We start from the raw sequence: 19,143 nt of genomic DNA, 5'->3' as shown, positions 1-19,143 counted from the left end.
GCACGACCTGCTGTTGCGGCGTGGACACCAGATTCCCCTGCGTGTCAGCGAGGCGACGCATGCGTTGGGTCGCGCCTACGCCTATCAGTCGAGCGACGTGATGGCGGCCGTCCAACGCATGCGTCGCCTCGCTGACACGCAGGGGAATCTGGTGTCCACGCCGCAACAGCAGGTCGTGCGCGAGTCTGACAACTATGTCATCGTCCCTGCGCAGCCGCGCGTGATCTACGTGCCGGTGTACGATCCTGTCCTTGTGTACACTCGACCCATATTCGGTCTCGGGTTCTCCAGCCGTCTGTGGTCGTTCGGCGTGGGCTTCCCCATCGGCGGCTGGTTGAACTACGACCTCGACTGGCGTCGCCGCGCGGTCTATTACAACGGCTGGGATGACGCGTACGTGGGCTACGGTGGTGGATGGCGCACGCGTTCGCGCCCGTTTATCCAGGTCACGAATATCTACGTGAGCCCGCGCTACCGGAACGTGTACGTGAACCGTGATGTCGCGTACCGAAGCGTCGACTATCGCAACGTGGACCGCTACGCCGGCTATCATCGCGACGTGTACTTCGACTCACGGCATGAGGGCTATCGGGATGGGTACCGTGATGGGCGTGGTGATGGGCGTGGCGATGGGCGTGGTGATGGGCGTGGCGATGGGCGTGGCGATGGGCGTGGCTACGACGGTCGAAACGAAGGACGCAAGGACGGACGTGATCGGGATCCGCCGTATGGGGTCACCGTCATTCGCTCGGCGCAGCCCCGCTCGGAGACCGGGTCGGCATCGCCGGAGGGGTACCGCAACGGCCTGCCGCCGCGTGAGGCGGCACGGGATGCGGGCCGGGACATTCCGCGGGGTGAGGCGCGGGGGACCGATTCGCCGCCGAGGCAGGCGATGCCATACGAACGTCGTCGTGAACCGTCGGCGCCGCCGATGACCACGCGCCCACCGTCCAACGAGCCCCGCGTTTCGCCGCCTCGCGCCCCGGAACCCCGCGCATCAGAGACCCGTAGCGCGCCAACACGGTCCGCTCAGCCACGCGGCGCAGGAGACGGAGCCCGCGGGAGCCGCGAGCGTCGGGGGCAGTAGCGACAGGCATTGCCTCGTATCACTGCACGTCGGTGGCGTGGTCGCGTGAGACGAGAAACGACTGAACGGAGCCACCGGCGGGCTCCGTTCAGTCGTTTCATAGGTGAGGATGTGGATCACATCGCGCGCTCCTTCTCTACCGATACTGTTCCATCAACGTCTGCAGCGCCGCGTTCCCCGGACAGAGATCGGCGAACGGCAACTCCACCAGCGGCTGTGACACGGTGTTGGCCATGGCGTGCATGTCCTGCCCGCTTTCGTCGATGAACAGCAGGCCCGTGGCCACCTCGTGGCGAAGTTGGCAGGCACGCACGTGTGCGTAGGCTTGCTCACGGTTGGTGGGGTCATAGCTATCGGCGGTCTTGCGGAAGCGCACCGTACTACCGTCGTGCATGGCGACCACCGTGACTTCGTCGTTGGTCTCCGGCGCGGTGATCTCGCGGCGCAACGGCACGAAATCCGCCGCCGAAATCTCCACCTCATGTTCACGGGTGAACTTGTAGCTCTTGGTGGAGCCTTCGTGGTCGTTGAAGGTGACGCACGGCGAGATCACATCTATCAGCGCGAGTCCGTTATGCGACAGTCCGGCCTTGAGGATAGGCACGAGTTGCGCCTTGTCGCCCGAGAAACTGCGAGCCACGAACGTGGCGCCCAGCGTCAGCGCCAACAGCACAGGGTCGATGGGCTGCTGCATGTTGGCTTCGCCTTTTTTGGACGTGGAGCCGATGTCTGCTGATGCCGAGAATTGCCCTTTGGTGAGTCCGTACACGCCGTTGTTGTCGATCACGTACAGCATGCGCACATTCCGACGAATCGCGTGGGACAGCTGACCCAAACCAATGCTGAGCGAGTCACCGTCGCCGGAAATACCGATGTAGGTGAGATCGCGATTGGCCGCGCTCGCTCCCGAGGTGACCGACGGCATGCGCCCATGCACGCTGTTGAAGCCGTGCGACTGCTTCATGAAGTACGCCGTGGTCTTCGACGAGCAGCCGATACCACTCATCTTGGCGGCGCGATGCGGTGGTAGCGACAGCTCCCAGAACGACTGCACGAGGGCCGCGGTGACGGAGTCGTGTCCACAGCCGGCACACAGCGTGGACATCGCCCCTTCGTAATCGCGCACCGTGAAGCCCAGCGCGTTGCGCTGCAATCCAGGGTGTCGGACCGGCGGCTTGGCGATGGATGTCATGCGGGCACCTGAGCGAAATGGTTGGCGATGGCGGTCACGACGACGTTGGCGGTGAGCGGCATACCACCGTAGTCGAGCACCGGAATCATGTCGTCGCGTGGCACACCGGTTTCAATCGCGATGAGTGACCGCAGCTGCGCATCACGGTTCTGCTCCACCACGAACACCGCGTCATGGGCGTCGATGAACTCGCGCACACTGCTGTTGAACGGGAACGCCTTGATTCGCATGTAGTCCACCACGATGCCCTGATCGCGCAGGCGATCGATGGCTTCGAGCACCGCCGAGTGGCAACTGCCAAGGGAGACGATGGCCACGTCCGCGTTGGCCTGCCGATGGAACTCCGGGGCCGGCACGACGGTTGCGGCCGTGGCAAACTTCCGCGCGAGGCGATCAACCACTTCCTGATACGCATCCGAGTCTTCGGTGTAGGCGCCGTGCTTGTCATGACCCGAGCCGCGCACGAAGTATGCGCCGTTCGGGTGCACGCCGGGCAGCGTACGGGCCGCGATGCCGTCGCCATCGATGTCGAGATAGCGCGAGAACTTCTTCACCTGCTCGAGCGCCGCGGCATCGAGCACCTTGCCGCGGTCAGGCTGATAGCCGTCGTCCCACACCAAGCGCTTGCACATCCAGTCGTTCATGCCGATGTCGAGATCGCTGGCCACGAACACCGGCGTTTGGAAGCGCTCCGCGAGGTCGAACGCGGTCGTACCAATGTAAAAGCACTCTTCGGGACTGCACGGGAACAGCACGATATGCTTCGTGTCGCCATGGGAGGCGTAGGCGAGGGACATCAGGTCGCACTGCTGCGTGCGCGTGGGCATGCCGGTGGCGGGCCCAGTGCGCTGCACGTCGTAGAAGACGGCGGGAATTTCCGTGTAGTAGGCGAGACCGATGAACTCCTGCATGAGCGAGATGCCGGGCCCCGACGTGTTCGTGAAGGCGCGCGCGCCCGCCCATCCGGCACCGATGGCAATGCCGGCCGCGGCTAGCTCGTCTTCGGCCTGAATGATGCAGTACTTATGTAGCCCGGTCTCCGGTTCAACACGGAAGCGCTCACAGAAGCCACGAAACGCTTCCATCAGCGACGTGGACGGGGTGATCGGATACCACGCGCCAACGGTCGCACCGGCGTATACGGCGCCCAGCCCGGCGGCGGTATTGCCATCCATGAGAATCGAGTCTCCCGTGGCGTCCATCTTCTCGAGATGGAAGGGCAGCGGACACGCGAAGTGCTGCTTGGCGTACTCGTAGCCCAGACGGATGGCCGTGTGGTTGGCCTCGAGGAGCTTCTTCTTTTTGGAGAACTTCTCGTGCAACATTTGCCCGATAATGTCCATGTCGATCTCGAGCAGCGCCGCGAGCGCGCCGACGTACACGATGTTGCGCAACAGGGTGCGGTCACGATCACCGACGAACGTGTCGACGCACATCTGACCGAACGGAATGCCGAGAATCGTGAGTCCTTCGCGCTGGAGCTCGGACTCCAGGGGCCACGACGAATCGTACACCAGATATCCACCCATGCGCACGGTGGCCACATCTTTGGCGTAGGTGCTGGGATTGAGCGCGACCATGAGGTCCACATGCTGGGGACGCGCGGTGTAGCCGTCTTTACTCACCCGCACTTCGTAGAACGTGGGGAGGCCTTGAATATTCGACGGGAAGATGTTCTTGCCCGTGACCGGGATACCCATCCGGAAGATGGCCTGCATCAGCAAGCTGTTCGCGCTGGCCGAGCCGGTGCCGTTCACGGTCGCCATCTTGAAGGCGAAATCGTTGATATCACTCATACGGTCACCGGAACAACGGTGCCCGACGCGCTGAAGGCGTAGGGCAACACGAGGGAGAACTTCTGCATGTCCCACGCGGCGGTGGGGCAACGTTCAGCGCAGAGCCCGCAATGCAGGCAGACATCTTCGTCTTTCACCATGATGCGCTGTGTTTGCGGCAGTGCCGTCGAGACGTAGAGGTCTTGTGTGTGGTTTTCCGCCGGCGCCGAGAGTCTGGTGCGAAGCTCCGCTTCCGACTCGGCCACTGGCGCGATCGTGAGACAGTTCACCGGACAGACGTCCACGCAGGCGTCGCACTCGATGCACAACGAGGCCGTGAAGTGCGTCTCGATGTCACAGTTGAGACAGCGTTGCACTTCGGTCGCGGTTTGCTCTGGGGTGTAGCCCAGCTCGACCTCTTCGCTCACGCTGGCGAATCGTTTGACGAGTTCGGCGTGTGACATCTGGGCGCGCGGCGACGGATTGAACTCGTTGCTGTACATCCACGCGTGCATGCCCATCTTCGTGCTGGTCAGATGCATGCCCTGGGCGGGGCGGTCCGCGACGTCTTCGTCGAGGCAGTGCTTGTGAATCGAGATGGCGGCCTGATGTCCGTGCTCGACCGCCCAGATGATGTTCTGCGGTCCCCAGGCGGCGTCACCGCCGAAGAACACATCTGGTCTGGACGATTGGAACGATGCCTTGTTGACCACGGGCATGTCCCACTGGTCGAAGGTGATCCCGATGTCGCGCTCGATCCACGGGAAGGCGTTGTCCTGACCGATGGCGAGGATAACGGTGTCGCACGGCATGATGATGGTCTCGACCACGGTGCTGGTCTGGCGCCCGTTCGTCTCGCTCCATTCCAGCCGTTCGAACTCCATGCCGACCAGCTTTCCGTCTTCGATGACGAACCGTTTCGGCGCGTGATTCTCGACAATGTGGATGCCTTCTTCTTCGGCGTCCTCCAGTTCCCACGGTGACGCCTTGAAAAATTGGCGCCCGCGACGCGCGATCACCTTGGTGTTCGTCCCGCCGAGTCGGCGCGACGTACGGCAGCAATCCATGGCGGTGTTGCCCACGCCGATGATGAGCACGTTTTGGCCAATGGACTCGATGTGGCCGAAGTGCACGGAGCTGAGCCACTCGATACCGATGTGGATCTGGTCGCGTACAGCCGGATCCCATCGTCCGGGAATGTCGAGCTCCTTGCCCTTGGGAGCGCCGCTGCCCACGAACACGGCGTCGTACTCCTCATCGAGGAGCGTGCGTAGGCTGTCGACCGACGTGTTGTATCGCACCTCCGCGCCCATGTCGATGATGCACTGGGTCTCTTCGTTGAGCACCTGCTCGGGCAGGCGAAACGATGGGATGTTGACGCGCATCAGCCCACCGGCCTGCGCGTTCTTCTCGTAGATCACCACCTCGTAACCCAGCGGCAGCAGATCGTTGGCCACGGTGAGTGATGATGGGCCGGCACCGATGAGCGCAATGCGCTTGCCGTTGCGGTCGGTCACCGGCTTCGGGAGATACGCGCTGATGTCGTCGCGGAGATCGGCGGCGACCCGTTTCAGGCGGCAGATGGCGACGGGCTTGCCGTCGACGCGGCCGCGCCGGCAGGCCGGCTCGCAGGGACGATCGCAGGTTCTCCCCAGAATGCCGGGAAACACGTTGGATTCGCGGTTGAGCAGATACGATTCCGTGTACCGTCCTTGCGCAATGAGCCGGAGATATTCCGGGACATTGGTGTGCGCGGGACAGGCCCACTGGCAGTCCACCACCTTGTGGTAGTGGTTGGGCGTGCTGACATCCGTGTGCAAAGACATGGGGCGTCGCTTGGCGTAGGAGGATCACATCACTGTCGAGAGTATGCGTCGTGTTTGCCGTGTCCGCCATAACGAAAACACCATGTCAACTCCACTAGTCAGCGTACGGCATCACTCTTTCACGGGAGACGCCGAATGTCATCGATGCATGGGCGATTGATACCGAGCGGCCATCGCATCGATCACGGGCCGATGGCGTATGCCGCATCACAGAGGCCGACTTCTCGCCGACGCGCCAATCGACCATTTGATGCATGGACATCTGATGCGTGATGCGTTAGGATCGAATTATGAGAACGACGCTCGACATCGACGACGATGTGCTCGCCGCAGCCAAGGAGCGCGCTCGGCGGGAGCATAAGTCCATGGGGCAGGTGGTCTCGGAGCTCGTCCGACAGGCGCTCACAGCGCCGCGGGAGCCGGTGGGCCCCGCGCCTTCTGTCGTGCGCGAGCAGCCCGCGGTGTACGGACTGCAGCCGTTTGCGCGTCGGGGTGCCGTGGTGACCAATGACCTGATCGACCGCCTCCGAAACGACGACGCGTACTGATGCGCGCCCTGCTCGATGTGAACGTGCTCATCGCGCTGCTCGATGCCGATCACACGTCGCATGACGTCGCCATGGGATGGTTCAGTGCGCACGCCAAGAGCGGGTGGGCGTCATGCCCCATCACGCAAAACGGGGTCGTCCGGGTCATGAGTCATCCCGGCTATCCGAACGCGCCTGCCGTGATCGAAATCATGAGCCGACTTCATCGGGCCAGCACCGAGCGCATACACGAGTTCTGGCCCGACGATATCAGCGTGCTGAATGACTCGTTGATCGACGCGACGCGAATCCATGGAGCGCGGCAGTTAACCGACGTCTATTTGCTGGCGCTCGCCGTGAGCCGTGATGGTGTGCTGGTGACGTTCGATCGGTCGATTGCGCTCAGCGCCGTTCGCGGAGCGACCGCGTCCTCGCTGATTGTGCTGTAGTCGGTCGCAGGCATTAGGTCAGCGCCTCGACGATCACCGCGCGGGCCAAGGCAAGCGGCCGTCCACCAGAAACTGCGAGCGCTCGAACACATACGTGTCGCGCACCCGCGTGAGATCACCCCGCGTAAAGTCGACTGCGCCTCGGGTGGCGGTGCAATGCCAGCGTTCGAAGTGCTGGGGCGTGGCCTGGTGAAAGACCGTCGGTGAGAATGCCCCCACATTGTTGCCCCTGTCGGCATCGCGCGCCGACGTAAAGCGGAACAGCTCGACCTTCGCGTCTCGCATGGCAAGGCCCAGCGCCTGCGACGCTCCATACGATACGCGTGACGATATTTTCGCGGTGTGAGCCGTAAACGGTGTGGCCGCGAGGTCAATGCCGCGTGTCGTGCGCATGCGTACCGTAAAGCTCGTAAGTGCGGTGCTGACTGGCTCCAACGCGGCGTGCGTCCCTTCAAGGAACAGCAGGCGATAGTAGGCCACCTCGGCGAACGCGGTGCGTTGCTGCTCGGAACCGTACCAGATGCCACGCTCCTGTCGCGTGCCAAAGCGGGACCCGTGGCGCAGTGGCGGATAGCGAAAGGGCGTGAAGAGCAGGTAGTGCAGACGGGAGCCGACCGACACCGGCGGCTTCACGCGGTCGATGAGTTCTTCGAGGAGTTCCTGCTCGGCGGCCGAGCTGACCAGTTTGCGCGTGGACACCTCGTGCTGCGATTCCACCACGCGCCAGGCCACCAGTCGCAGGGCGCGAAGCTCAGAGTCGCCCTCGCATTGCATCCAGATACTGGACGACATCGACTAACCCCTCGACGGTTCGAATACGTTCGGCCGGCACGCCGCTGAGATGATCGTTCATGGCGTGCATCCAGGCACGCGCCTTGGTGTCGTCGCCGCCCACCAGTGCGTCAAGCGACCGGAAGAGTCGCACGAACATGAGGGCCAACTCGCCTTCCTTACTGGCCGGATCGACACCGCGGCCGTGCTGCATTCGTGAGACCGAAGCTTCGCTCACCCCTATGACAGTGGCGAGGTGGCGACTGGTGAGCCCCAGGCGCTCAGCGGCGGAGAGTGCCGCTTGGGCAACGACCGCCGCCGGGTCTGGCTTGGTGCGGAGGGTGGTGCGCACGTTCATAGTATGAAAGAATATATCCAAATACTTGCATTTGCAAGCGCAGGAGAGATTGCGTGGTTGCAGCGCCCGACAGAACAGCTCCACCGCGGATACGCACCGATGATCGCTGATAAACAGCAACGATCTGCATGCTCCGGGGCCAATTGAGCGTCTGGCCGGCGCACGGTAGCTTTTGAGTCTGCTGCCTCGATGGCATGGGGCATTCACCGTGGACAAATTAGCGCTCATATGTCCGACTTTTCGTTTCCGTTTACCGCATGATCGCGATTCGCGCCCTGTCGCGATCGCTCGTGCTTGCCGGCTTCGTGGCGCTGTGTGCTCCTGAGCTGCGCGCACAATCGACGACGACTACCGCCACGTTGCCGGCGGACACGCTGCCCTCGGTACCCTTGCCGGCCGAGCTAGCTCGGGTGCTGCGTGACTACGAACGAGCGTGGCGCGCGTCCGACGTGCCGGCGTTGGTGGCGCTCTTCACCGAGGATGGGTTGGTGCTGCAGCCGGGACGGGCGCCGGTGCGTGGACGCGAGGCGATGGCGCAGGTGTATCGCGGGCAAGGGGGCGGTGCGCTGCGTCTTCGCGCGCTCGCCTATGCGCAGGCCGACACCGTCGGGTACATCATCGGTGCGTATGGCTACGGCACGACGCCAGGGGACGAGGGAAAGTTCACGCTTACCTTGCGACGTGTGCCGAATGGCCGCTGGCTGATCGCGTCGGACATGGATAACGGCAGTCGCTCGCCGCGTCTCTAAAGCAGAGGGTATGAGCCCTACGCCGCTGGCTGCGCCGCCAACCACGTCACGTACTGCGCGATCCCCGTCTGCACATCGGCAAACTGATGATCGCAGCCCGTCGCCCGCAGCTGCGTGAGATCGGCCTGCGTGAAGCTCTGATACTTGCCTTTGAGCGCGTCGGGAAATTCGATGTATTCGAGTAGCCCGTGCGCAATCAATTCGCCGATCGGTAACGCCGCTTCACCGCGCAGCGCACGCACCGCGTTCACGGTGGACACCGCGACATCGTTAAATGGCTGCGCGCGTCCGGTGCCGAGGTTCACGATGCCGCTTTTGTCGGGATGCTGGAGAAACCACAGGTTGACCGCGACCACGTCGTTGACGAACACGAAGTCGCGCGACTGCTCGCCCGGCGCATAGCCGCCGTACTCACCGAACAATCGCACTGTGCCGCTGTCGCGAAACTGATTGAAGTGGTGAAACGCCACTGATGCCATGCGCGCTTTGTGCTGTTCGCGCGGGCCGTACACGTTGAAGTAGCGGAAGCCCACCACCTGCGACGCGGCCGACGGCAGCATGCGGCGCACCACGTTGTCGAACAGCAGCTTGGAATAGCCGTACACATTGAGCGGCTGCTCGAACTCAGGCTCCTCGCGGAACGACGCACTGCCACCATACGTGGCTGCCGACGACGCATACAGCAATCGCGTGCCCTGCGTTTGGCAGGCATCGAGCAGGTCCTTGGAGCAGCGATAGTTGTTGTCGAGCATGAAGCGGCCGTTGTGCTCCATGGTGTCCGAGCACGCGCCCTGATGCAGCACCGCGTCGACGTTCCCGAACTCGCCGCGCGTAAAGCGCTCGTAGAAATCGGTCTTGTCGAAGTAGTCGCTGATGTGGGCGCCGGCCAGGTTGCGGTACTTCTGGCCGTCGGTGAGATCGTCAACGGCGATCACGTCATCGACGCCGATCGCGTTCAGTCCATGCACGATGTTGCTGCCGATCATACCGGCAGCTCCTGTCACGACAACTTTCATCTTGAGCGGCGTCCTTCGCGGAATGGAGTCGTGCTGCAGCAGCGGGCTGGCGAAGTATGGGTGAGCGATTCGTCGGGCACCACCGGTTTTTCCGGTGGCACAAGCCACGATTCAGTCGTCATCGGGGAGACTCGGTCAAGGGACCCTCAGCGCACCGACCCAACTTCTACTTTATAACGTAAAGTACTTGACACTTTCCGCAAGTCGGTCGATACTCCCTCGTATGGCTGCCCCTCCATCAGAACCGCCCGCTCTCCATGACCGGGCGCTGCAGGATCTCTCGTTTATCCGTCGCACCATGGAGGGGGCGGCCTCATTCACCGATGTGCCCGGTTGGGGGTTGGTCGGGGTCGGCGCAACCGCCTTGGTGGCTGCCCCGTTGGCTCACCGACAGTCGGACCCGGCGCGATGGCTGACGGTGTGGATCGTCGCCGCGGTGATTGGGGCGTCCGTTGGAGGCGTGGCGATGCTTGCGAAAATGCGGCGACGGGTGGGCCATGGCGTCACGCTTCGGCTCAGCGTGCCCGCCCGCAAATTTCTCTTCAGTTTCTGGCCGGCCATTCTCGTGGGCGCCGTGCTCACGCTCGCCCTCGTCGACCCCTACGCGCCGGGTATCGCACCGCATCTCACCGCACGCGTGCTCCCCGGCCTGTGGCTGTTGCTGTACGGAATGGGTGTCATGACGGCAGGCACTTTTTCGATTCGTGCGGTGCCGCTGATGGGCTTCGGTTTCATCGCCCTGGGCGTGCTTTCGCTGTTTGTGCCCGCGGCCAATGGAGACGTCATGATGGCGCTTGGCTTCGGAGTCCTGCACGCGGTGTTCGGCGTGCGTATCGCACGGAGGCACGGTGGATAAACGCGACGGGAGTGCGGCTCGGGCCATTCCGCGCCGGCAGAACGCACCAGAACCGGGAGCATCCTTACCAGGAGCATCCTTACCAGGAGCATCCTTGAAGGCCGTCAACGGAGACGCGCTGACGCCGATGGCACTCGATCGTCTCATTCACGAGCGCGTGCGGCTGGCCATCGTGAGTGCGTTGGCCGTGCACGAGTCGCTCACGTTCAATGAACTCAAGGCGTTGCTCGAAACGTCCGACGGCAATGTGTCCGTGCACGCGCGCAAGCTCGAAGACGCCGGGTACATCACGTGCACCAAAGGCTTTGACGGTCGCATCCCGCGCACCGAGTATCGACTCGCCGCCCCGGGCCGCACGGCGCTCGAGCGGTATCTTTCACACATGGAAGCGCTGATCAAGCGCGTGGGGAGCGCATGACACGTGTACCGCAACATCTGGCGTTGATCATGGACGGCAATGGCCGTTGGGCCACGGGCAAGGGTCGTCCACGCTGGATGGGACATGTGCGCGGAGCTCACACGGCGCGCGAAGTGGTCACGTACTGTGCGCAGCGCGGCGTGGAGCAACTCACGCTGTATGCGTTTTCCAGTGACAACTGGAAGCGCCCCGCCGACGAGGTGGGATTCCTCTTCGATCTGTTCGCGTCGCACCTCGAACGCCAGCTCGCTAAACTCGTGAAGAACGGGATCCGTCTGTCGGTGATCGGACGACGTGATCGACTGCCTCGAGCCCTATGCGACAGTATCGAGGCCACGGAAGCGAAGACGGCGCATGGCACTCGCATGCATTTGCGGGTGGCCGTGGATTACTCGAGTCGCGCGGCGATTCACGAGGCGTTCGCGATGGCGGAGGGACGCGGCGGCGTATTGCCCGACACGCACATCCTGCCCCCGGTGGACTTGGTACTCCGCACCGGCGGCGAGCGACGCCTCTCCGACTTTCTGCTCTGGGAAAGCGCCTACGCGGAACTGGCGTTCCTCGACGTCAACTTTCCCGATCTCTCCACCGCCGACCTTGATGCGGTGTTCGCCGACTATGCCAAGCGCGAGCGCCGGTACGGGGCTGTACCGGCGGAACGCGCCACGGAAATCGAAGTCAGCCCTCCGATGAGCCCAGCGACTTCGGCCCACCGCTGATCACATCAGGTAACGCTGCGGCGACCGCGCGCATTTCATCGGGCGTGCCGAGTGAGATGCGCACCCAGTCGTTGTACGGCGGGAAGGCGCGACCGATCATGAAGCCCTTGGCGAGCATGGCCTTTTGCACCTGCTCCACGGGCATGCCAGCGTGGAAGAACACGAAATTCGTTTGTGAATCGGTCATCTTGCGGCCCATCTTCGCGATGGCCGTCTTCATGATCTCGCGGCTTTCATTGTTGCGCTGCTTGCACATGGCCTGAAACGCGGTGTCCTGAATCGAGGCCACGGCACCAAGGGCACCGAACACGCCGGGAGCGCTGGTGCTGAGTGGCTGCAGGCGGGCAATGATGTCCGGGCGCGCGATCACGAACGCCGTGCGCAGGCCGGCGAGTCCGTGAATTTTGGACGCGGTACGTGAGATGATCACGTTCTCGCCCTTCTTCACCATGTCCACCAGCGACGTGTATGAGGGATCGGTCACGAAATCATGATACGCCTCGTCGACCAGCACCATCGAGCGGCGCGATGCGTCGCTCACGAACGACCGCAGCTTGGCGTTGTCGGTCACGTTCGCCGTGGGATTGTTCGGATTGCACACGAACACCAGGTCGACCGCCTGCGTGTGACGCTGGGCCATGGTGTCGAGATCGTGTGTGAGATCGGCCGCCAGCGGGACTTTGTGCACTTTGACGCCGAGTGATTCGGCGTAGCGGGGCAGCCCTTCGTAGGTGGGCCACGCGGTGAGCACGTCGCCCTTCATGGCGTAGGCCAAGCTCACGATGCTGAGCAGCTCGCTCGAACCGGCCACGATCATGATGTGATCGACCGGCACACCGACGGAGTCGGCGTACACTTTTCGCAGATTGGGCAGCGACGGTGCGCCGTACCAGGCGTGCTGCTTCCAGCCGTCTTCGATCGCCTTACGGGCGCTTGGTGCCATGCCGTACGGGTTCTCGTTCGAGGCAAGTCTGATCGGTCCCTCAGCCCGCCGCGCGATTGCCACCATCTCCTCATGCGCCGCAAAGCCGGCCGCCGTGGTCTGTCCGTCGATCACATGCGCGGCGCCGCTTTCGAGGGCGGGCAGCATCGAGGGCGTGAGGGATCCGGTAGCCATCGCTCCACCGGCCACGAGGCTCGACGACTTGATCCACTGGCGACGGGAGAGCGGAGACGGCGTGAACGGCGTCATGAGCAAGTTCCTCGAGTTGTGGTGAGACAGACCGACGAAATGATAACTCCACGGGGCTGGTCGGAGGCGGCCACCCTCCGAGCCCATCACATCATATTGTACGACATTCCGAGCGCCTCTGCTTGACCGGGAGCCGATCGGTACCCGCAGGTCGTCAACCTCAGCTGGACGGAGCGTCACGATGCAGTCGCCTTGGGCTCGGTGTTGGTCTCTCGTCGCGAGCACGCTGATGTTGGCGTGTACCGCCGGCGACCGCGGCGCTTCGTCGCCACCGGCTCCGCGTCCGAACATCGTCTTCATCCTCCTCGACGATGTCCGCTATGACGACATGGTCGATCATCCCTTCGTGAACCTGCCAAATCTGAACCGTCTCGCCTCGGAAGGCGCGTCGTTCCGCCGCTTTTTCACGGCGGCCCCCCTGTGCTCGCCGAGCCGGGCGGTGTTCATGACGGGGCAGTACCCGTACCACAACGGGATCGTCGACAATGGCGAGCGGGCGGAACTCAGTCACCGCCTCGTCACCTTTCCGAAGCTGTTGCAGGACGCCGGGTACCATACTGGCTTCTTCGGCAAATGGCACATGGGGCACGAAGACGATTCCCCGCGCCCGGGCTTCCATCGCTGGGTCAGCTTTGTGGGGCAGGGTGTCTATTTCGACCCGAAGCTCAACATCGACGGGACGCTGACCGACGCGAAAGGCTACATGACCGACATTCTCACCGCCCAGGCGGTGTCGTTCATTGCGAGCGCGCCGGTCGGCACGCCCTTTCTGGCGTTCATCGCACAAAAGGCGGCGCATCCCGAGGTCTATCCGAATCAGGTCCGATCGTTTCCGCCCGCGCCCGGCGACGAGGGGGCGTTCGCCAACGACCCCATTCCGCACGGCGAAAGCTGGCGGGCTCCGCTCACCGGCAAGCCGGCATTACAGCGGCTGGTAGACGCGAACGATCCCCGCAGTCCGAAGGGCGGCTTACCCGATAAATACGTGCGCGATCGGCTCCGCATGTTGCTGGCGGTGGATCGTGGCATCGGCGAAGTGCGCAAAGCGCTCGAGGCCAAGGGAGTGCTCGATCAGACCGTCTTCATCGTGACCAGCGATCAGGGCTTCTTTTATGGGGAGTTCGGGTTGGCCCAGGAGCGGCGACTGGCCTACGAACCAAGCACGCATATCCCACTGATCGTGCGCTATCCTGGCGTCGTCCCGGCTGGAGTGAAACCGAACGCGCTGGCCAGCAATGTCGATATTGCGCCTACGATGCTTGATCTCGGTGGTGCGTTCGTACCGACTGCGATGGACGGACGCTCGTTGCTGCGCGCGTTGCGCAACGATTCCACGTCGATTCGCGACGATATGCTGATCGAGTATTACTCGGATACCGAATTCCCGCGGGTGAAGGGCATGGGGTACAAAGCCGTGCGAACGGATCGCTACAAGTACATCCGCTACGAGGAACTCAGGGGGATGGATGAACTGTACGATCTGCAGGCAGATCCGTACGAATTGCGTAACTTGCTGCCCGACCAGGCGCCCGTCGGTGTACGCGACGAGATGTCGGCGCGACTGGACCGTCTGTTGAAGCGGCCGCGACCTTAGCTCACCGCGCTGTCAGTCGCTGCTGCACCATTCGGCGTAGCGTGCCATCCTCCAGATAGCGCCGCAGATACTTCCCGGGGCATCCGGTTTCCGCATAGTTGTAATGCCCACCGATGCGATCGACCGGCAGGTTGTTTTCCTTCAGCGCCCACGCCATCAGATCGGCGATCGCGTCGAGCTGCCCTACGCTCGGCTCCTGCACGTCGTAGTTGCCGATCATACTGATGAGAAAGTGTCCGCCGGGATCGTACGTGGTGTTCGTTTCACCTTGAAAGTGCCAGTCGCGTCCCTCGAACACGCGGCCGTCGAAATCGAGGAGAAAGTGGTACGGCACGTCCCACCAGTTGCGGTCGCGCGCGCCCCACGATTGAAGATTCCGCAGCCGCAGCGCCGGATCGTCGGCGCGGGTGAGCGGCTTGCTGTCACCGGTGTGATGCAGCGTAACGTGTGTGATCGTGTGCGGGATTCGGAGTCGCATGTCGGCGCCGCCGGCCACGCTTGCGTTGGCGATGTGGGGAGGTAACGACGCGATCGTGGCTACCTCAAGTGCGACCAGTCCCGCGCCAAGTTCACCGGGGCCGTATACCGCCACGACGGCGACGTGAAAGCCACGCCAGTTGAATGCAGACCCTTCGCGGATGACGCGCTCTTCGGTTGCGCCTTGTACGACGCCGGTGGTGGCCAGCTTTACGCGCGCGAGATCCACCGGTGTCGCGCTGCTCGAGTCGACCATCGTTTGCAGCACCGTGACCGTGAGCTCGCGGAACGACAGCGAGTCACCGGCCTTCTTGTTCCGTCGCGCGGCATCGGCGGGCACACCGACTGGCGGCTTCGCTTGCCAACTGCTGTGCGGGACGACCGAAGGGGGCATGATTGCCGACGGCGCCGTGGTTTGAGCCGTGAGCGGCGCGGTCAACATCACGTACAGGAGGCCGAGCAGCGGGAGATATGAAGAGCGCATACCGTCGAATATGGGTGTGACACCCGTATGGCGCTGCTGGCGAGGTGTTGAGGCTGCCTGTAGTCTTCGCCCATGTGTCACGTGGTCGCCTGTAGACCCCGACTTCACCGTGGTTCCGGAGACCACCCAATGACGATGCTGCGATCGATCACCTACCTGGCCACGGCGATGCTTCTTGCTGCCTCGGCCAGCGCCCAGACGCCCACGCAGAACGATAGCGCGGTCCGCGCGGTTGCGAGAAGTAGTGGACTCCCACTGAGCACGCCGCGCACGCTGCGCTTCACGACCGACGAGGCGTCGTGGATCTCGCTCGACGTCGCGCCTGATGGAAAGACCATCGTGTTCGACATTTTGGGTGACTTATACACGCTGCCGATCAGCGGCGGTACCGCCACGCGCATTACGAGTGGAACCGGATGGGATCAACAGCCCCGCTATTCACCCGACGGGACGCAGATCGTGTTCGTGAGTGATCGGAACGGGTCGAAGAATGTGTGGACGGCAAACGCCGACGGCACGAAGCCGCGCCTCATCACGCGCAGCGAGCGAATGAATTTCGCGTCGCCGATCTGGTCGGCCGACGGACAGTACGTGATCGCCACACGCGTCGGACAGCTGTGGATGTACAACACGAGCGGTGGTTCCGGCGTGCAGCTCACGGGACTTCGCGCTGAGGGATCCCCTGCGCCCACGGGGGCGGTGGCGTCGCATCTGGCGGCCGCTCCGTCGGGTGATGCGCGCTATTTGTGGGTGAACGTGAGTGGCGGCGTACCCGCCGCGCTGGGTACGGGCTTGCACGACGATCATGCCACCTCGGCGCGAGAGGAGAACGAAGAGCATGAAGCGCGCAGCAATGCGCGACGCGTTGGACAGTATCAGGTGGCACAGTTCGAACGCAGCAGCGGGCGCACGTTGGTGCGCACCAATGAGATCGAGGGCGCGTTTCGGCCGGTGGCGAGTCCCGACGGCAAGTGGTTGGTGTACGCCACGCGCTACGATGCGCGCGGTGCGCTCAAGCTGCGCGATCTGACCACCGGCGCCGAACGCTGGCTGGTGATGGACGTGCAGCGAGACAACTCACAGGGCGGCGGAGGGAACGATCGCGATCTCTATCCGGCGTCGGCATTCACGCCCGATTCGAAGTCGCTGGTCACCAGCTATGGCGGGAAGATCTGGCGCGTGAACGTGCCCTCGGGCACAGTGACGCCGGTTCCCTTCACGGCACAGATCGATCAACAGATGGGGGCGCTCGCCACGTTCGAGTATCCGGTAAACGACTCGACGTTGGTCGTGACGCAGGTCCGCGGTGCGCGCCCGTCACCCGACGGTCGTCGTCTGGCCTTCACCGCGCTCGATCGTCTGTATGCTGGTGACATCGTATCGGCGGCAACGGGCGTGGATACGGCAATCGCGGGCAGGCGAGACATTCGGAATTCACGTCGGCTCACGAGTGGCGTGACGGTGGAGCACGCGCCAGTGTGGTCACCGGACGGCCGCTACCTCGCGTATGTCACATGGAGTGACACCGTGGGCGGGCACATCTACCGCGTGCGGGCGGACGGCAGCGCGCCGGCGGAGCGACTCACGCGGGCGGCCGCCTTCTACGACAAGATCGCGTACACGAAGGACGGCGCGCGTATTATGGCGGTGCGCGGTTCGCGCTTCAGCCGTTTGCGGCAGTTCGAGGACTTTGGCAACATCGCGAACGGGGAGTTGGAGTATGTGACGCTGCCCGCTGCCGGTGGCGACGCCACGCGGATTGCCTGGACTGGCAGCGGTCAGTCGCAGCAGGGGCGTAATGTGCCGCATGTGGGACCAGATAGCACGAGGCTCTATGTGTGGGCGGGTACCGAAGGATTGATCTCGATGCGGTTCGACGGCTCCGATCGGAAAGTGGTGGTTCGCGTGGCCGGTCCACCGCCGCCGGCGCAGCCGCTGCCGCCGGGCGCCACCCCGCCGCCACCGCCGAGTCCGGACGAAGTGGTGCTCTCACCCGATGGCAGTCGCGCGCTGGTGCTCGCCAACAACAACGTGTTCATGATCACGGTACCGCCCGTCGTGGGGCAGGCGCCGGCGGTCGCGGTCTCGGCGAGTTCGGTGCCCACCGCGCGACTGACGCGCGTGGGTGGTGAGTTCATCGGATGGTCGTCCGACGGTGCGTCGGCGTTCTATTCGATCGGACGCAGCTGGTTCCAGTATGAGGTGCGCGTGGCCGAGCGGGCGATTCGCGATTCGGTGGCGCGGGCCGATTCCGTGTCCAGCGCCGCGCCGGCGGCCGCGGCCGCGCCGCGTGATACCACGCGTGCCGCAGCACGGGCGTATGAGGCCCGACGATTCGACGTGACGATCACGGCGGCCAAGGACAAGCCGCGCGGCACGATCGTATTACGCAACGCGCGTCTGATCACGATGAAGGGCCGTGATATCATCGAGCAAGGCGACATTGTGGTGACCGACAACCGCATCACGGCGATCGGTGCCAGCGGCACGGTGAGTATTCCGAGCGGTGCGCGGGAAATCGACGCGGGCGGAAAAACGATTTTGCCGGGATACGTCGACATTCATGCACACAATTGGTTCGGTTGGGGTGTGCATCGCGATCAGGTTACGCAGTTGTTGGCGAACCTCGCGTATGGTGTGACTACGCAGCGTGATCCGCAAACGTCGGCCACGGACATTCTCACCTACTCTGATCTCATGGAGACCGGCGCGCTGATCGGGCCGCGCTTGTATTCCACCGGTCCCGGCATCTTCGCCGCCGACAACATCAAGAGTCTTGAGGAAGCGCGTGATGTGTTGCGCCGCTACGCCGATCATTACAATACGAAGACGATCAAGCAATATCTCGCCGGCGATCGCAAAGTGCGTCAGTGGGTGATCATGGCGGCGAAGGAGCTGGGTCTCACGGCCACCACCGAGGGTGGCTCCAACCTTTCCATGAATCTCACGTTGATGCAGGACGGCTATCCGGGACTCGAGCATGCGATGCCGATCTTCCCGCTGTTCAAGGACGTCGTGCAGCTGCAGGCCGAGAGCGGCATCACGTATACGCCGACGCTGGTGGTGGGATACGGCGGTCCGATCGGCCTGAATTACTGGCTCACGCGTTACAACGTGGATGATGATGCGAAGCTGCGTCGCTTCACACCGCACGACGAGCTCGATGCCTGGAAGTCGGTGCCGTTCAATCGCGAGGATCAGTACATTTTCAAGGGGCTCGCCGAGCAGATGAACAAGATGGTGAAGGCCGGTGGCCGCGTGGGACTGGGCTCGCACGGCGAGCTGCAGGGACTCGGCGTGCACTGGGAGCTGTGGATGATGCAATCCGGCGGACTTACCGAGTTCGAGACCCTGCGCGCGGGCACGATTCACGGGGCTGACGCGATCGGACTCGGCAAGGATCTGGGGTCACTGGAAGTCGGCAAGTTGGCCGACCTGCAGGTGCTCGATCGTAATCCGCTCACGGATATTCACAACACGAATTCCGTGCGGTACGTGATGAAGAATGGACGAATGTACGATGGCAACACGCTCGATGAAGTCTGGCCGCGTACCAAGCCACTGCCGGCGCAATGGTGGTGGACGGAGGATCCGCCGGTGAAGCGGTGAAGCGGTGAGTCGGTGAAGCGGTGAGTCGGTGAGGCGTGCGGCGC

17 protein-coding genes are annotated in these 19,143 nt (G+C 63.3%); 9 read left to right on the top strand and 8 right to left on the bottom strand.

Features of this window, described 5'->3' with window-relative positions:
• A partial coding sequence (locus ACLL97_RS00145) for a DUF3300 domain-containing protein (protein WP_411278439.1) occupies nucleotides 1-1,087 on the top strand: 1,087 nt, incomplete at its 5' end.
• Nucleotides 1,088-1,223: 136 nt separating this feature from the next.
• On the opposite strand, the gene ACLL97_RS00140 is transcribed toward ACLL97_RS00145, so the two are convergent.
• Genes ACLL97_RS00140 through ACLL97_RS00130 form a run of 3 tightly spaced genes read right to left on the bottom strand, consistent with a single transcriptional unit; the run spans nucleotide 1,224 to nucleotide 5,880 of the window.
• Nucleotides 1,224-2,279 carry a 2-oxoacid:ferredoxin oxidoreductase subunit beta gene (locus tag ACLL97_RS00140; protein ID WP_411278438.1) on the bottom strand — a complete coding sequence of 352 codons (1,056 nt, stop codon included), beginning with the start codon at nucleotides 2,277-2,279 and terminating at the stop codon, nucleotides 1,224-1,226.
• On the bottom strand, nucleotides 2,276-4,075 hold the full coding sequence (locus tag ACLL97_RS00135) for a 2-oxoacid:acceptor oxidoreductase subunit alpha (protein WP_411278437.1): 1,800 nt from the start codon (nucleotides 4,073-4,075) through the stop codon (nucleotides 2,276-2,278). Before ACLL97_RS00135 ends, ACLL97_RS00140 begins: the two co-directional genes overlap by 4 nt.
• Complete coding sequence (locus tag ACLL97_RS00130) at nucleotides 4,072-5,880, bottom strand: FAD-dependent oxidoreductase (RefSeq protein WP_411278436.1); 1,809 nt, start codon at nucleotides 5,878-5,880, stop codon at nucleotides 4,072-4,074. The genes ACLL97_RS00135 and ACLL97_RS00130 overlap by 4 nt, the downstream gene beginning before the upstream one ends.
• Nucleotides 5,881-6,170: 290 nt before the next feature.
• Here ACLL97_RS00130 and ACLL97_RS00125 point away from each other — a divergent pair, with 290 nt between their 5' ends.
• Together ACLL97_RS00125 and ACLL97_RS00120 are read left to right on the top strand one after the other, a co-directional pair.
• Nucleotides 6,171-6,428, top strand: a complete 258-nt coding sequence (locus tag ACLL97_RS00125; RefSeq protein ID WP_411278435.1) for a hypothetical protein — start codon at nucleotides 6,171-6,173, stop codon at nucleotides 6,426-6,428.
• On the top strand, nucleotides 6,428-6,856 hold the full coding sequence (locus ACLL97_RS00120) for a TA system VapC family ribonuclease toxin (protein ID WP_411278434.1): 429 nt from the start codon (nucleotides 6,428-6,430) through the stop codon (nucleotides 6,854-6,856). The genes ACLL97_RS00125 and ACLL97_RS00120 overlap by 1 nt, the downstream gene beginning before the upstream one ends.
• 33 nt (nucleotides 6,857-6,889) lie before the next feature.
• On the opposite strand, the gene ACLL97_RS00115 is transcribed toward ACLL97_RS00120, so the two are convergent.
• The gene (locus tag ACLL97_RS00115) at nucleotides 6,890-7,648 is read right to left on the bottom strand and encodes an RES family NAD+ phosphorylase (protein ID WP_411278433.1); all 759 of its coding nucleotides are present in this window, start codon (nucleotides 7,646-7,648) and stop codon (nucleotides 6,890-6,892) included.
• Entirely contained in the window at nucleotides 7,608-7,985 is a 378-nt protein-coding gene (locus tag ACLL97_RS00110) for an antitoxin Xre/MbcA/ParS toxin-binding domain-containing protein (protein ID WP_411278432.1), read from the bottom strand. Before ACLL97_RS00110 ends, ACLL97_RS00115 begins: the two co-directional genes overlap by 41 nt.
• A gap of 257 nt (nucleotides 7,986-8,242) precedes the next feature.
• Here ACLL97_RS00110 and ACLL97_RS00105 point away from each other — a divergent pair, with 257 nt between their 5' ends.
• Nucleotides 8,243-8,734 carry a YybH family protein gene (locus tag ACLL97_RS00105; protein ID WP_411278431.1) on the top strand — a complete coding sequence of 164 codons (492 nt, stop codon included), beginning with the start codon at nucleotides 8,243-8,245 and terminating at the stop codon, nucleotides 8,732-8,734.
• Nucleotides 8,735-8,751: 17 nt separating this feature from the next.
• Here the strand turns inward: ACLL97_RS00105 and rfaD are convergent, their stop codons facing one another.
• Nucleotides 8,752-9,750 (bottom strand): ADP-glyceromanno-heptose 6-epimerase, encoded by a 999-nt coding sequence (gene rfaD / locus ACLL97_RS00100; RefSeq protein ID WP_411278440.1) that lies wholly within the window; start codon nucleotides 9,748-9,750, stop codon nucleotides 8,752-8,754.
• Nucleotides 9,751-9,973: 223 nt separating this feature from the next.
• On the opposite strand from rfaD, the gene ACLL97_RS00095 reads away from it, so the two are divergent.
• From ACLL97_RS00095 to uppS, 3 genes are all read left to right on the top strand, one after another.
• On the top strand, nucleotides 9,974-10,606 hold the full coding sequence (locus tag ACLL97_RS00095) for a hypothetical protein (RefSeq protein ID WP_411278430.1): 633 nt from the start codon (nucleotides 9,974-9,976) through the stop codon (nucleotides 10,604-10,606).
• Nucleotides 10,607-10,700: 94 nt separating this feature from the next.
• Nucleotides 10,701-11,024: a winged helix-turn-helix domain-containing protein gene (locus ACLL97_RS00090; RefSeq protein ID WP_411278429.1), complete on the top strand. Its 324-nt coding sequence runs from the start codon at nucleotides 10,701-10,703 to the stop codon at nucleotides 11,022-11,024.
• A complete protein-coding gene (gene uppS / locus ACLL97_RS00085) occupies nucleotides 11,021-11,743 on the top strand; it encodes a polyprenyl diphosphate synthase (RefSeq protein ID WP_411278428.1) in 723 nt (240 codons plus the stop codon). Before ACLL97_RS00090 ends, uppS begins: the two co-directional genes overlap by 4 nt.
• Here uppS and ACLL97_RS00080 read toward each other — a convergent pair.
• Nucleotides 11,703-12,935, bottom strand: a complete 1,233-nt coding sequence (locus ACLL97_RS00080; protein ID WP_411278427.1) for a pyridoxal phosphate-dependent aminotransferase — start codon at nucleotides 12,933-12,935, stop codon at nucleotides 11,703-11,705. The two genes, uppS and ACLL97_RS00080, sit on opposite strands and share 41 nt — an antisense overlap.
• Before the next feature lie 229 nt (nucleotides 12,936-13,164).
• On the opposite strand from ACLL97_RS00080, the gene ACLL97_RS00075 reads away from it, so the two are divergent.
• A complete protein-coding gene (locus ACLL97_RS00075) occupies nucleotides 13,165-14,529 on the top strand; it encodes a sulfatase-like hydrolase/transferase (RefSeq protein ID WP_411278426.1) in 1,365 nt (454 codons plus the stop codon).
• Between the two features lies 1 nt (nucleotide 14,530).
• Here the strand turns inward: ACLL97_RS00075 and ACLL97_RS00070 are convergent, their stop codons facing one another.
• Nucleotides 14,531-15,490 carry an N-acetylmuramoyl-L-alanine amidase gene (locus ACLL97_RS00070; RefSeq protein WP_411278425.1) on the bottom strand — a complete coding sequence of 320 codons (960 nt, stop codon included), beginning with the start codon at nucleotides 15,488-15,490 and terminating at the stop codon, nucleotides 14,531-14,533.
• A 129-nt stretch (nucleotides 15,491-15,619) separates the two neighbouring features.
• On the opposite strand from ACLL97_RS00070, the gene ACLL97_RS00065 reads away from it, so the two are divergent.
• Nucleotides 15,620-19,099 carry an amidohydrolase family protein gene (locus tag ACLL97_RS00065; RefSeq protein ID WP_411278424.1) on the top strand — a complete coding sequence of 1,160 codons (3,480 nt, stop codon included), beginning with the start codon at nucleotides 15,620-15,622 and terminating at the stop codon, nucleotides 19,097-19,099.
• The last annotated feature ends 44 nt before the right edge of the window (nucleotides 19,100-19,143 follow it).

Source organism: Gemmatimonas sp. (assembly GCF_046594945.1).
Lineage (GTDB): Bacteria > Gemmatimonadota > Gemmatimonadetes > Gemmatimonadales > Gemmatimonadaceae > Gemmatimonas.
This window is presented reverse-complemented; position numbering and strand designations above follow the sequence as displayed.

What these genes read in the sequence shown, in the direction of transcription:
- ACLL97_RS00140 (WP_411278438.1), bottom strand. Translation starts at nt 2,279, where the DNA reads ATGACATCCATCGCCAAGCCGCCGGTCCGACACCCTGGATTGCAGCGC.
- ACLL97_RS00135 (WP_411278437.1), bottom strand. Translation starts at nt 4,075, where the DNA reads ATGAGTGATATCAACGATTTCGCCTTCAAGATGGCGACCGTGAACGGC.
- ACLL97_RS00130 (WP_411278436.1), bottom strand. Translation starts at nt 5,880, where the DNA reads ATGTCTTTGCACACGGATGTCAGCACGCCCAACCACTACCACAAGGTG.
- ACLL97_RS00125 (WP_411278435.1), top strand. Translation starts at nt 6,171, where the DNA reads ATGAGAACGACGCTCGACATCGACGACGATGTGCTCGCCGCAGCCAAG.
- ACLL97_RS00120 (WP_411278434.1), top strand. Translation starts at nt 6,428, where the DNA reads ATGCGCGCCCTGCTCGATGTGAACGTGCTCATCGCGCTGCTCGATGCC.
- ACLL97_RS00115 (WP_411278433.1), bottom strand. Translation starts at nt 7,648, where the DNA reads ATGTCGTCCAGTATCTGGATGCAATGCGAGGGCGACTCTGAGCTTCGC.
- ACLL97_RS00110 (WP_411278432.1), bottom strand. Translation starts at nt 7,985, where the DNA reads ATGAACGTGCGCACCACCCTCCGCACCAAGCCAGACCCGGCGGCGGTC.
- ACLL97_RS00105 (WP_411278431.1), top strand. Translation starts at nt 8,243, where the DNA reads ATGATCGCGATTCGCGCCCTGTCGCGATCGCTCGTGCTTGCCGGCTTC.
- rfaD (WP_411278440.1), bottom strand. Translation starts at nt 9,750, where the DNA reads ATGAAAGTTGTCGTGACAGGAGCTGCCGGTATGATCGGCAGCAACATC.
- ACLL97_RS00095 (WP_411278430.1), top strand. Translation starts at nt 9,974, where the DNA reads ATGGCTGCCCCTCCATCAGAACCGCCCGCTCTCCATGACCGGGCGCTG.
- uppS (WP_411278428.1), top strand. Translation starts at nt 11,021, where the DNA reads ATGACACGTGTACCGCAACATCTGGCGTTGATCATGGACGGCAATGGC.
- ACLL97_RS00080 (WP_411278427.1), bottom strand. Translation starts at nt 12,935, where the DNA reads ATGACGCCGTTCACGCCGTCTCCGCTCTCCCGTCGCCAGTGGATCAAG.
- ACLL97_RS00075 (WP_411278426.1), top strand. Translation starts at nt 13,165, where the DNA reads ATGTTGGCGTGTACCGCCGGCGACCGCGGCGCTTCGTCGCCACCGGCT.
- ACLL97_RS00070 (WP_411278425.1), bottom strand. Translation starts at nt 15,490, where the DNA reads ATGCGCTCTTCATATCTCCCGCTGCTCGGCCTCCTGTACGTGATGTTG.
- ACLL97_RS00065 (WP_411278424.1), top strand. Translation starts at nt 15,620, where the DNA reads ATGACGATGCTGCGATCGATCACCTACCTGGCCACGGCGATGCTTCTT.